Origin of the sequence: Pseudomonas edaphica, assembly GCF_005863185.1 — a bacterium.
GTDB lineage: Bacteria > Pseudomonadota > Gammaproteobacteria > Pseudomonadales > Pseudomonadaceae > Aquipseudomonas > Aquipseudomonas edaphica.
On record NZ_VBVZ01000003.1, the window covers coordinates 26,839 to 38,634 of the forward strand.

12 protein-coding genes and 1 riboswitch are annotated in these 11,796 nt (G+C 61.7%); of the genes, 11 read left to right on the top strand and 1 reads right to left on the bottom strand.

What is annotated here, in order from left to right; all coding sequences use genetic code 11:
- Positions 1–274 precede the first annotated feature (274 nt).
- The 5 genes from FEM54_RS00490 (at position 275) to FEM54_RS00510 (ending at position 4,892) form a co-directional block, all read left to right on the top strand.
- Positions 275–1,315: a DUF2066 domain-containing protein gene (locus FEM54_RS00490; RefSeq protein ID WP_017134882.1), complete on the top strand. Its 1,041-nt coding sequence runs from the start codon at positions 275–277 to the stop codon at positions 1,313–1,315.
- A gap of 53 nt (positions 1,316–1,368) precedes the next feature.
- On the top strand, positions 1,369–2,442 hold the full coding sequence (locus tag FEM54_RS00495; protein WP_026013513.1) for an AI-2E family transporter: 1,074 nt from the start codon (positions 1,369–1,371) through the stop codon (positions 2,440–2,442).
- 203 nt (positions 2,443–2,645) lie between these two features.
- On the top strand, positions 2,646–3,350 hold the full coding sequence (hda, locus tag FEM54_RS00500) for a DnaA regulatory inactivator Hda (RefSeq protein ID WP_138449004.1): 705 nt from the start codon (positions 2,646–2,648) through the stop codon (positions 3,348–3,350).
- Positions 3,351–3,563: 213 nt separating this feature from the next.
- Positions 3,564–4,208 carry a C40 family peptidase gene (locus FEM54_RS00505; protein ID WP_017134885.1) on the top strand — a complete coding sequence of 215 codons (645 nt, stop codon included), beginning with the start codon at positions 3,564–3,566 and terminating at the stop codon, positions 4,206–4,208.
- A 144-nt stretch (positions 4,209–4,352) separates the two neighbouring features.
- Entirely contained in the window at positions 4,353–4,892 is a 540-nt protein-coding gene (locus FEM54_RS00510) for a C40 family peptidase (protein ID WP_017134887.1), read from the top strand.
- A 138-nt stretch (positions 4,893–5,030) separates the two neighbouring features.
- Here FEM54_RS00510 and FEM54_RS00515 read toward each other — a convergent pair whose 3' ends face one another.
- Positions 5,031–6,344, bottom strand: coding sequence for a PQQ-dependent sugar dehydrogenase (locus FEM54_RS00515; RefSeq protein WP_138449006.1), 1,314 nt, complete (start codon positions 6,342–6,344; stop codon positions 5,031–5,033).
- 99 nt (positions 6,345–6,443) lie between these two features.
- Positions 6,444–6,694, top strand: a riboswitch (cobalamin riboswitch).
- A gap of 78 nt (positions 6,695–6,772) precedes the next feature.
- Between FEM54_RS00515 and cobO the strand changes: the two genes are divergently transcribed.
- The 6 genes from cobO to FEM54_RS00545 all read left to right on the top strand — a co-directional run.
- Entirely contained in the window at positions 6,773–7,384 is a 612-nt protein-coding gene (cobO, locus tag FEM54_RS00520; protein ID WP_010208674.1) for a cob(I)yrinic acid a,c-diamide adenosyltransferase, read from the top strand.
- Positions 7,381–8,778 (top strand): cobyrinic acid a,c-diamide synthase CobB, encoded by a 1,398-nt coding sequence (locus FEM54_RS00525; RefSeq protein ID WP_099548859.1) that lies wholly within the window; start codon positions 7,381–7,383, stop codon positions 8,776–8,778. The genes cobO and FEM54_RS00525 overlap by 4 nt, the downstream gene beginning before the upstream one ends.
- On the top strand, positions 8,775–9,425 hold the full coding sequence (gene bluB, locus FEM54_RS00530; RefSeq protein WP_017134890.1) for a 5,6-dimethylbenzimidazole synthase: 651 nt from the start codon (positions 8,775–8,777) through the stop codon (positions 9,423–9,425). Before FEM54_RS00525 ends, bluB begins: the two co-directional genes overlap by 4 nt.
- Positions 9,422–10,330: an adenosylcobinamide-phosphate synthase CbiB gene (gene cbiB / locus FEM54_RS00535; protein WP_138449009.1), complete on the top strand. Its 909-nt coding sequence runs from the start codon at positions 9,422–9,424 to the stop codon at positions 10,328–10,330. The genes bluB and cbiB overlap by 4 nt, the downstream gene beginning before the upstream one ends.
- Complete coding sequence (gene cobD, locus FEM54_RS00540) at positions 10,323–11,312, top strand: threonine-phosphate decarboxylase CobD (RefSeq protein WP_017134892.1); 990 nt, start codon at positions 10,323–10,325, stop codon at positions 11,310–11,312. Before cbiB ends, cobD begins: the two co-directional genes overlap by 8 nt.
- Positions 11,309–11,796 (top strand): nucleotide-binding protein (locus FEM54_RS00545; RefSeq protein WP_171045780.1); only part of this gene is annotated, 488 nt, incomplete at its 3' end. The genes cobD and FEM54_RS00545, both read left to right, overlap by 4 nt.

An 11,796-nucleotide genomic window follows, 5' to 3' on the forward strand; every position in this document is an offset into this window, starting at 1 on the left:
TGCGAAGGCGCGCGATTTTATCAGGCTTGAGGGGCAGCGGCCATCCTCGGGCCGACGGGCAGGGCCATATAGGTTAAAAAAGCCGGTTAAAAAAATGCTAAACGTGCCGGTAATGGCGTGTATTAAGGTATAGCCTTTAACCCGCTATCGTTATGACAGTACAAAAACTGCCATGACCCTGTGAATGTTTTACCGGCTGCTGTGGTCACAGCCTTGCCAAGCCGAGTTCGCGCGGTCTGTTCCAGCCGCTAAATTTGTCGTTCGGGAATCTTCCATGCGTCTGTGTAATTTCTTCTTTGTAGGCTGCTTGTCGTTGGTCAGCCTGGCGAGTCATGCCGAAACCCTCAATGGCCTTTATCAAGTACTTGAACCGGTTGCCAGCCAGTCGCCCCAAGAGCGTGACCAGGCCACCCAGCGCGCCGTGCAAACCCTGGTGATCCGCCTGACCGGCGATGCCAAGGCTGCCGACGGCCCAGGCCTGGCGGCGATCCGCAAAGACCCGCAGCAAATCATCAGCCAATACGGCTACGACGCCGGCCCGCCGGAAAGCCTGCAAGTTGACTTCGACCCTGTGAGCACCGATCGCGCCCTGCGTGAAGCGGGCCTGTCGATCTGGGGCAGCAATCGGCCGTCGATCCTCGGCTGGTGGCTCAACGATTCCACTGACGGCAGCAGTCTGGTCGGTGATGGCCAGGCGATAGCCGGTGCACTGCGTCGTGCCGCGCAACACCGCGGCTTGCCGTTGCGTTTGCCCTTGGGTGACTTGGATGAGCAGGTCGTCGCCACTGCACCGAATCTGGAAAGTGCCGATGCCACGCCCTTGCGCGCCGCCTCCGAACGCTACGGCGCCGACGCGTTGCTGGCCGTGCACGCGCGCCAGGAAGGCAGCCAGTGGCAGGCCAAATGGCGCCTGTGGCTGGGCGACAAAAGCGAGCAGGGCACCGCCCAGGGCGCTGACACTGGCGCGGTGGCCGATGCCGTGATGTTGGCGGTCAGTCAAAAACTGGCACCGCGTTTTGCCGTCAAACCAGGTGTGAGCACCGAACAGCTGCTCGAAGTGCAGGGCATGAATCTGGAGCGCTATGCCGCCTTGGGCCATCTGCTTGAACCCTTTGGCGCTCAGCCACAGCGGGTGGATGGCAATCGCATTGTGTATCGGGTCAACGGCAGTGCCGATCAGTTGCGCACTCAGTTGAGCCTGGCCAAGTTGCAGGAAGTGCCTGCGGGCGAAGCGCCGGTTCAACCGCCGGTGGCCGATGGTACGCAGCCGCCGGCTGCCCCGGAGCCCCAGGCGCAGTTACGTTTTCGTTGGTAGGTGATCTTCCTTCTATATAGATAGAAGGAAACAAATGATAGATGGAGTGGTTTATGGCGGATACGCGTCGTTGGGTGTGGCTTGGTGGGGTTGTCCTGCTGTGCGTTTTTGTGTTCTTGCTGCATTCGATCCTGACGCCGTTCCTGGTGGCGTTGCTGCTCGCCTATCTGTTCGATCCCGTGGTGGATCGACTGGAGAAAATCGGCATGTCGCGCACCTGGGGTGTGGTGACGGTGTTTGCGCTGTTCACATTGATCATCACGGTGCTGGTGTTGGTGTTGGTGCCGATGCTGGCCAAGCAGCTGTTCCGTCTCTATGAGCTGGCGCCGCAAATGCTCGACTGGTTGCAGCACACGGCGATGCCGTGGGCTCAGGCCAAGCTGGGGCTGGCGGATGGCTTCTGGAAGTTCGACAAGGTCAAGGCCGCGATCAGTGAGCATATGGGCCAGACCACCGACATTGTCGGTGTGGTGCTCAGCCAGGCCACGGCCTCCAGCCTTGCATTGATCGGCTGGCTGACCAACCTGGTGCTGATCCCGGTGGTGGCGTTCTATCTGCTGCGTGACTGGGACATCATGATGGCCAAGATCCGCAGCCTGCTGCCACGCAATAACGAAGAGCGCATCGTTTCCCTGGCACAAGAGTGCCACGAGGTGCTCGGCGCGTTTGTACGCGGTCAGTTGCTGGTAATGCTGGCGCTGGGGATCATCTATGCCGCCGGCCTGATGGCGATTGGTTTGGAGCTGGGACTGTTGATCGGCTTGATCGCCGGCTTGGCCGCCATCGTGCCGTACATGGGCTTTGTGATTGGCATCGGCGCGGCGTTGGTGGCCGGGTTGTTCCAGTTTGGCGGCGACCTGTACCCGATGCTTGGGATCGTCGCGGTGTTCATGGTCGGCCAGGCTTTGGAAGGCATGGTGCTGACGCCACTGCTGGTGGGTGACCGCATTGGCTTGCACCCGGTAGCGGTGATCTTTGCGATCCTGGCGGGTGGTGAGCTGTTTGGTTTTACTGGCATCTTGCTGGCGCTGCCGGTGGCGGCGGTGATCATGGTGTTGGTGCGCCACGTCCATGATCTATATAAGGATTCGGATGCGTATACCGGGGTTGAAGACCCGGACCTGTAACCGTTTCGCAACAAACCCGGCCTAAGCCGGGTTTGTTGTTTCTGGGGCGGGGTGTCAAACAATTTGCGCAAATCGCCCCAAGTTAACGCAAACCTTTGATTTTGCTTGTGGTCTGCTGCATTGTGCGCCCGGCTTCACGAGTATAAACTTTGCAAACTTTACACAGAGGCCACTAACGGTTCGTTTGGAGCCGTTCAGTCAGCATGAAACCGATTCAGCTGCCCTTGGGTGTGCGTCTGCGTGACGACGCCACCTTTATCAATTACTACCCAGGCGCCAATGCCGCTGCACTCGGCTATGTCGAGCGACTCTGCGAAGCCGACGCCGGGTGGACTGAAAGCCTGATCTATCTGTGGGGCAAACACGGCGTGGGGCGTACCCACCTGTTACAGGCCGCGTGCCTGCGCTTCGAGCAGATGGGCGAGCCGGCGGTTTACTTGCCGCTGGCTGAGCTGATGGACCGTGGCATCGGCATCTTCGACCACCTTGAGCAATACGAACTGGTGTGTCTGGATGACCTGCAGGCCATCGCCGGCAAGGCAGATTGGGAAGAGGCGCTGTTTCACCTGTTCAACCGCTTGCGTGACAGCGGCCGGCGCTTGTTGATTGCTGCGTCCACCTCGCCGCGTGAACTGCCGGTGAAACTGGCTGACCTCAAATCACGCCTGACCCTGGCGCTCATCTTTCAAATGCGCCCACTCTCCGACGAAGACAAGCTGCGTGCCCTGCAATTGCGTGCATCGCGTCGTGGCCTGCACCTGACCGATGAGGTCGGGCACTTTATCCTTACCCGTGGCACCCGCAGCATGAGCGCGTTGTTCGAATTGCTCGAACAGCTCGATCAGGCCTCGCTGCAGGCCCAGCGCAAGCTGACCATTCCGTTTCTCAAGGAAACCCTCGGCTGGTAGCCAGCGCTTGTCCAGTGGGGTTTTCGGCAACTTCCAGGCGCCAGAAAACCTGCGTTTTGGCCGGTTTGGCCACGCAACAGGCATGAATAGGGTGTTAAGGGCTTAGATGTCATAGTCCAAACCAGAAGTCACATAGATCACGATTGAATTTGCAAATCGATGTGATAGAGGGCATAGTCTCGACTTCTTTACACATCAGCCACGGTCGTGCCCATGCTAAATCGCTTCGCACCCCTCGTGCCTCTCGCACTCGTTACCCTGTTGTTTGGTTGCGCCACCCACACTCAAAACGTGGCTGAGCAGCAAAAACCACAGGTTCAAAATCAGGCAAAGTTCGTTGCAGCGCAGTCTTCTACTGTCTATGAAGAAGCTCTTTATAAAGAAGAGCAGGCTACTGAGAAAGAACTGGCTGCCTTCGCCGGCAACAAGCCTTACCAGCTTCCCGTTCTGGCCGACAGTATCCTCGAACGCGGCATGTCCCTGATCGGTACCCGTTACCGTTTCGGCGGTACCTCTGAAGCCGGTTTCGACTGCAGCGGCTTTATCGGCTACCTGTTCCGTGAAGAAGCCGGCATGAATTTGCCACGCTCGACACGCGAAATGATCAACGTGGATGCACCGTTGGTCGCACGCAACAACCTCAAGCCCGGTGATCTGCTTTTCTTTAGTACGGCAGGCCGTGGTCGTGTAAGCCACGCCGGTATCTACTTGGGCGATAACCAGTTTATCCACTCCAGCAGCCGTCGCAGTGGCGGTGTTCGAGTCGACAACCTGGGTGACAGCTACTGGAGCAAAACCTTCATCGAAGCCAAGCGCGCCCTCGCCATGGCCCCGACTACGGTTACCGCTAGTAAGTAAAGTTAAAGTGATACTTGAAGTTTGACGCGTAAGCGCTAGAATCCCTGGACATTGTTGTAATCCGTTCGCGCGAGCTTTGCTTGCGCGTTCTGGTTTTCAGCGTTCGGCAGCGAAAGCCGCATCCAGATCAGGATTGTTCTGCCCATGTCGACCTCAGCCCGCCTCATTCTTCTTGTTTGCGCCGCGCTCCTCAGCGCCTGCGCAAGCCGTCCACCGCCGCCTGCGCCTGTCGCGGTCAAGCCCAGGCCGGTGTTCAACTATTCGACCCAAAATTTCTCGCCAGCTGCCGAAGACGTGCTCTTCCGTGCGCTGGGCCTGGTCGGCACGCCTTACCGTTGGGGCGGCAACACTCCGGACTCCGGGTTCGATTGCAGCGGCCTGATCGGCTTTGTGTACCGTGACGCCGCCGGCATCAGCCTGCCACGCACCACCCGCGAACTGATCGTGATGCGCGCTCAGGATGTGAGCGAGAACAACCTGCAAACCGGCGACTTGATCTTCTTCGCCACCGGTGGCGGCTCGCGGGTAAGCCACGCAGGTATCTACGTGGGTGAGGGGCGATTCGTACATGCCCCGCAAACGGGCGGTACGGTGAAGTTGGACACCTTGTCCAAGGCCTATTGGCAGAATGCCTACCTGAGCGCCAAGCGCGTGTTGCCGGCAAGCCTGGCGCGTAATCCTTAAGCCACTCGGGCCCAAGTGTCTGAGCCGGCTTGTGTGGGAGCTGGCTTGCCTGCGATTCAGGCGGCTCGGTCTGTCAGTTAAACCGAGGCGATTCCATCGCAGGCAAGCCAGCTCCCACATGGGCCCCATACAAGGCAGTTACTTAACCGCCGACACCCGCCACACCTTATTCCCCACATCATCGGCCACCAGCAAATCCCCTTGCTGATCAATCACCACGCCCACCGGCCGGCCCATGGCTTTTTCGTCTTTATTGAGAAACCCGGTCAGCACGTCCACCGGCTGCCCCTTGGGTTGCCCACCCTCGAACGGCACGAAGATCACCTTGTAGCCACTGTGCGGTTTGCGGTTCCACGAACCATGCTGGCCAATAAAAGCGCCGTTGCTGAACTGTGCCGGGAGTTTACTGCCCTCGGCAAACGTCAACCCAAGGGACGCGGTATGCGGCCCCACGGCATAGTCCGGGGCGATGGCCTTGGCGACCAGGTCGGGGTTTTGCGGTGAGACCCGCACGTCCACATGTTGGCCGTAGTAACTGAAGGGCCAGCCATAAAACGCGCCATCCTTGACCGAGGTGATGTAGTCCGGCACCAGGTCGCTGCCGATTTCGTCGCGCTCGTTGACCGCCGTCCACAGCTTGCCGCTCTGCGGTTCCCAGGCCATGCCATTGGGGTTGCGCAAACCGGAGGCAAAGATACGGTGCTGGCCCGTGGCGCGGTCGACCTCCCAGATCGCCGCTCGGCCTTCCTCCGCCGCCAGGCCATTCTCACCGACATTGCTGTTGGAGCCGACACTCACATACAACCTGCTGCCGTCCTTGCTGGCCACCACATTTTTGGTCCAGTGGTGGTTGATACTGCCGCCCGGCAGGTCGATCACCTTGGTGCCGGCCTCCTTGATCGCGGTTTCACCCGGCTGGTAAGGGAAGCGCAGCAGCTTGTCCGAATCGGCGACGTACAGGTCGTTACCCACCAGGGTCATGCCAAACGGTGAATTGAGGTTCTCCAGAAACACCGTGCGCGTCTCGGCCACGCCATCATGGTCGGCATCGCGCAGCAGTGTGATGCGGTTCGGGCTCGGCACGCCCGCGCCCGCGCGGCCCATGACCTTCTCCATCACCCAGCCACGAATGCCCGTGGCGTCTTCTGGTTTGGGTGGCGAATTGGTTTCGGCTACCAGCACATCCCCGTTAGGCAAAACGTAGAGCCAGCGCGGGTGATCCAGGCCTTCGGCAAATGCCGCTACTTGAGTCCCGGCAGCGGCTGTCGGCTTGGCACCCTCCGGCCAGCCGATCGCCGGGGCGATGTTTACGGTGGGGATCAGGGTTTTGTTCGGCTCCGGCAGCTTGGGCGATGGCCCGGTGCCGTCCGAGACCTGCAGGGTAGAGCTTTCACCGCAGGCGGCGAGGGTGCCTGCCAGCATGATCAGTAAGGCGAGTCTGGTTTTGTACATGGTTTTCTCCTTAATACCTGTAAAGGTAGAGAAGCGCGGCAGTCGGATGGTTCAAGTGCAAGGCCAGCTTTAATTGACGCTCCACCCCCAACCCACTAACCTTCGCGGCTTGTTCCAGGTGCTCTGTGGCCCATGTGCCGACAGAGTGAAACAGGGAAGCCGGTGAGTGAGCGCGTTTGTACACAGCGCAGCCGCAATTCCGGCGCTGCCCCCGCAACGGTAAATGAGTCAAAACGGTGCCTTTTGCCACTGTATCCGCGTGATATGGGAAGGCGCGCCGTTGGCCTGCTCGCGCTATCAGCAGAGCGCCACTCATGAGCCCGGAGACCGGCCTGGATCATCCAACAGCATCACGGTGGGCGATGCTTGGCTGTCTGTTTTTCTTTTTCCTGCCCGCCGTTTTTGTCCAGCCCCAACGGAGAGCTGCCATGACTGATTCCCCCGACCGCGACGAACGCCACCTGGCGCGCATGCTGCGCAAAAAAGCCGTGATCGACGAGCGTATCGCCAATTCCCCAAACGAATGCGGCTTGCTGCTGGTGCTGACCGGTAACGGCAAAGGCAAAAGCAGCTCGGCATTCGGCATGCTCGCCCGCGCCATGGGCCACGGCATGCAGTGCGGCGTGGTGCAGTTCATCAAGGGGCGTAACAGCACCGGCGAAGAGTTGTTCTTCCGGCGTTTCCCCGAGCAAGTGCGTTTCCATGTAATGGGCGAAGGCTTCACCTGGGAAACCCAGGACCGCCAGCGCGACATCGCCGCCGCCGAAGCCGCCTGGGCAGTTTCCCGCGAATTGCTGCAAGACCCGTCCATCGGCCTGGTGGTGCTGGACGAGTTGAACATCGCCCTCAAGCACGGCTACCTCGATCTGGACCAGGTGCTCAGCGACCTGCAGGCCCGCCCACCCATGCAGCACGTTGTGGTGACTGGCCGTGGCGCCAAGCCTGAACTGATCGAAATGGGCGACACCGTCACCGAAATGGGCATGCTCAAGCACGCGTTCCAAGCCGGTATCAAGGCACAGAAGGGCGTCGAACTTTGAATCAGCCCCGTCATTGCCCAGCCGTATTGATCGCCGCACCGGCGTCCGGCCAGGGCAAAACCACCGTCACCGCCGCGCTCGCCCGCTTGCACCGCAACCTGGGGCGCAAGGTGCGCGTGTTCAAATGCGGGCCGGATTTTCTCGACCCGATGATCCACGAGCGCGCCAGCGGTGCGCCGGTGTATCAGTTGGACATGTGGATGGTGGGCGAGCAAGAAAGTCGCCGCTTGCTGTGGGAAGCAGCCGGCGAGGCTGACCTTATTCTCATCGAAGGCGTAATGGGGCTGTTTGACGGCACACCGTCGAGCGCCGACCTGGCGCGGCACTTTGGTGTGCCGGTGCTCGGGGTCATTGATGGCACCGCCATGGCCCAGACCTTTGGTGCCTTGGCCTTGGGCCTGGCGCGCTACCAGCCGGACTTGCCATTCGCCGGTGTGCTGGCCAATCGCGTTGGCACCCTGCGTCATGCGCAGCTGCTCGAGGGCAGCCTCACCGAAGGCCTGCGCTGGTATGGCGCGCTGTCCCGTGAAACGGGAATTGAATTACCGAGCCGTCACCTGGGCCTGGTGCAAGCCAGTGAACTCAATGACCTCGATGCGCGCCTGGACGCCGCAGCCCAGGCGCTGGGCAGCAGCTGCGAAGTGGCGTTGCCGCCGCCGGTGACGTTCGCCGCGCCGCAACTGATTGAGGCTGAGCCGCTGTTGGCCGGTGTGCGTATTGCCGTAGCCCGTGATGAAGCCTTCGCTTTTACCTACGGCGCCAGCCTGGATCTGTTGCGGGCAATGGGCGCTGAGTTGAAGTTTTTCTCGCCGATCCATGATCACCAATTGCCCGACGCCGACAGCCTGTACTTGCCCGGCGGCTATCCCGAATTGCATCACCAGGCACTGTCTGAAAACACCCGGATGCTTGCGGCTATTCGCACCCATCATGCGGCTGGCAAACCACTGTTGGCTGAATGTGGCGGCATGCTCTACCTGCTGGATTCGCTCACCGATGTGGACGGCGCCCGTGCCGAACTGGTCGGCCTGCTGCAAGGCGATGCGGTGATGCAAAAGAAACTTGCCGCCCTGGCCCTGCAAAGTGTCGAGTTGCCCGAAGGCGTGCTGCGCGGCCATACCTATCACCATTCCCTGACCAGCACCGAATGGCAGCCGATTGCCCGCGGCCTGAGCCCCAATGGCGGGCGCGGGGCGGAGGCGGTGTATCGGCAGGGGCGGATGACGGCTTCATATGTGCACTTTTATTTTCCGTCGAATCCAACGGCGGTGGCCGCACTCTTCGCGCCGAGCATTGAGACCGCTATCGCAGCGATGCGGCGACCCGACAAGCCAGCTCCCACAGGGGAATGCATTGCAAATGTGGGAGCGGGCTTGCCCGCGATAGGGCCATGACCAACAACGCCTATCCCCAAGCCGACCGCCAAGCCGTCTACCGCGCCATCGCCGAACGCCGCGACATGCGCCACTTCACCGGCGGCACGGTCGCGCCCGAATTGCTGCACCGCCTGCTCCAGGCCGCACACCAGGCGCCCAGCGTGGGCTTGATGCAACCCTGGCGGTTTATCCGCATCAGCGACCGTCAACTGCGTGGGAATATTCAGCAATTGGTGGAGGAAGAACGCGTGCGCACCGCCGAAGCCCTGGGCGAGCGCTCCGACGAATTCATGAAGCTCAAGGTCGAAGGCATCCACGACTGCGCCGAAGTATTGGTGGCCGCGTTGATGGACGACCGCGAGCGCCATATTTTTGGCCGGCGCACCTTGCCGGAGATGGACATGGCGTCGCTGTCCTGCGCGATCCAGAATCTCTGGCTGGCCGCCCGTGTCGAGGGCATTGGTATGGGCTGGGTCTCGCTGTTCGAGCCACAAGCCCTGGCCGACCTGCTGGGCCTGCCGCCCGGCGCCAAACCCCTGGCCGTGTTGTGCCTGGGCCCGGTGGCCGAGTTCTACCCGGCACCGATGTTGCAACTCGAAGGCTGGACCGAACCACGGCCGCTGAGTGACATGTTGTATGAGAATGTGTGGGGAGTGAGTCAATGAGTGTGGCCTTGCTGTGTGTCGCTGCGGTGGCGCTGGATGCGCTGCTGGGTGAACCCAGGCGCTGGCATCCGCTGGTGGCGTTCGGCAATTTCGCCGGGCGCATCGAGCAACGTTTCAACACCGGTGGCCGTGGCTGGCGCAGCCACGGCGTGACCGCATGGTTTATCGCCGTGGTGCCGCTGACACTGCTGGCGACCGCGTTATCGTGGGCGCCCTATATCGGCTGGGTCCTGGAAATCCTGGCGCTGTACCTGGCGCTCGGCATGCGCAGCCTGGGTGAACATGTGATCCCGGTTGCGCAGGCGTTGCGCAGCGGTGACCTGGATGAAGCGCGCAAACGTGTGAGTTATCTGGTCAGTCGCCAGACCAGCGAGCTGGACAGCACCGAAGTCGCCCGCGCCGCCACCGAGTCAGTGCTGGAGAACGGCAGCGACGCGGTATTCGCCGCGTTGTTCTGGTTTGTGGTCGCCGGTGTGCCGGGCGTGGTGCTGTACCGCCTGAGCAACACTCTCGACGCCATGTGGGGCTATCGCAACGAACGCTTCGAGCGCTTCGGCTGGGCAGCCGCCAGGATCGACGATGTACTCAACTATATTCCTGCACGGCTGGTGGCGCTGACCTACGCCGTTTTAGGCAAAACTCGCTTGGCGCTCAAATGCTGGCGCACCCAAGGCCCCACCTGGGACAGTCCCAACGCGGGTCCGGTGATGGCGGCCGGGGCGGGCGCCCTGGGCGTCGAGCTGGGTGGCGCGGCGATCTATCACGGCGAGCTGCATCAGCGTCCGCAGTTGGGCGAAGGCCCGGCCGCCGATGCCGACGCCATCGACCGTGGCTGGCAACTGGTGCAGCGTGGCGTTTGGTTATGGCTGTTGATCCTCTGCGCGGGGGCGCAATTGTATGCTTGAGCACGGTGGGCGCCTGCGTAAGGCGGTGATTGAATACGGGATTGCCGAGGCCGATTGGCTTGACCTGTCCAGCGGCCTCGCGCCCTGGCCCTGGTCGATCCCGGACATCCCGCTGCGCGCCTGGGCGCGTTTGCCGGAAGCCGACGACGGCCTGGAAAAGGCCGCCTGCGACTATTACGGTGCCGCCCACCTGCTGCCGGTGCCGGGCTCCCAGGCGGCGATCCAGCTGCTGCCGCGCCTGCGCCGCTCCGGCAAGGTTGGCGTGTTGTCGCCCTGTTACGCCGAGCACGCCGAAGCCTGGCGCCGCGCCGGGTATGTGGTGCGCGAAGTGCAGGAGCAGGAAGTCGACTTCTTTCTCGACAGCCTTGACGTGCTGGTGGTGGTTAACCCCAACAACCCCACCGGCCTTAGCCTGAGCCCGCAACGCCTGCTGGACTGGCACGCGCGGCTGGCCCAACGCGGCGGTTGGCTGGTGGTGGACGAGGCATTCATGGACGTCACACCAGAGCTCAGCCTGGCCAGCCACACCCATCATGTCGGCCTGATTGTATTGCGCTCGTTCGGCAAATTTTTCGGCCTGGCCGGTGTGCGCCTGGGCTTCGTGCTGGCTGAGCGCCGGTTGCTGCGGCTGTTGGCCGAGCAGGTTGGGCCGTGGGCCGTCAGCGGGCCGACCCGCGTGCTCGGGCAAGTGTGCCTGCGTGATACCGCCGGGCAGGTTCGTCAGCGTGAGCGCTGTGTCGAAGCGGGCCGGCGCTTGTTTGACCTGCTCGAACGCCACGGCTTTCAACCCCACGGTGGCTGCGCCCTGTTCCAGTGGCTGATCACCCCGCACGCCGAACGCATGCATGAATTCATGGCCCAGCGCGGCATTCTGCTGCGCCTGTTTGTCCACGACAGCAGCCTGCGCTTTGGCTTGCCCGATACCGAGGCAGATTGGCTGCGACTCGACGAAGCCCTGGCTGTCTACAAGGAAGCACCATGAGTACGCTGATGGTGCAAGGCACCACCTCCGACGCGGGCAAAAGTACCCTGGTGACCGCGCTGTGTCGCTGGCTGGTGCGCCAAGGCATCGCGGTGGCGCCGTTCAAGCCGCAGAACATGGCGCTCAACAGTGCCGTGACCGCTGAAGGTGGCGAGATCGGCCGCGCCCAGGCGGTGCAAGCCCAGGCCGCCAACCTGGCGCCACACACTGACATGAACCCGGTGCTGCTCAAACCCAACAGCGACACCGGCTCCCAAGTCATCATCCATGGCCGCGCCGTGACCAGCATGAACGCCGTGGCCTATCACGACTATAAAGCCATCGCGATGCAGGCGGTGCTAGCCTCTCACACACGCCTGAGCGCGGCTTACCCGGTGTTGATGGTGGAAGGCGCGGGGTCGCCTGCCGAGATCAACCTGCGCGCCAATGACATTGCCCATATGGGTTTTGCCGAGGCTGTGGCTTGCCCGGTGCTACTGATTGC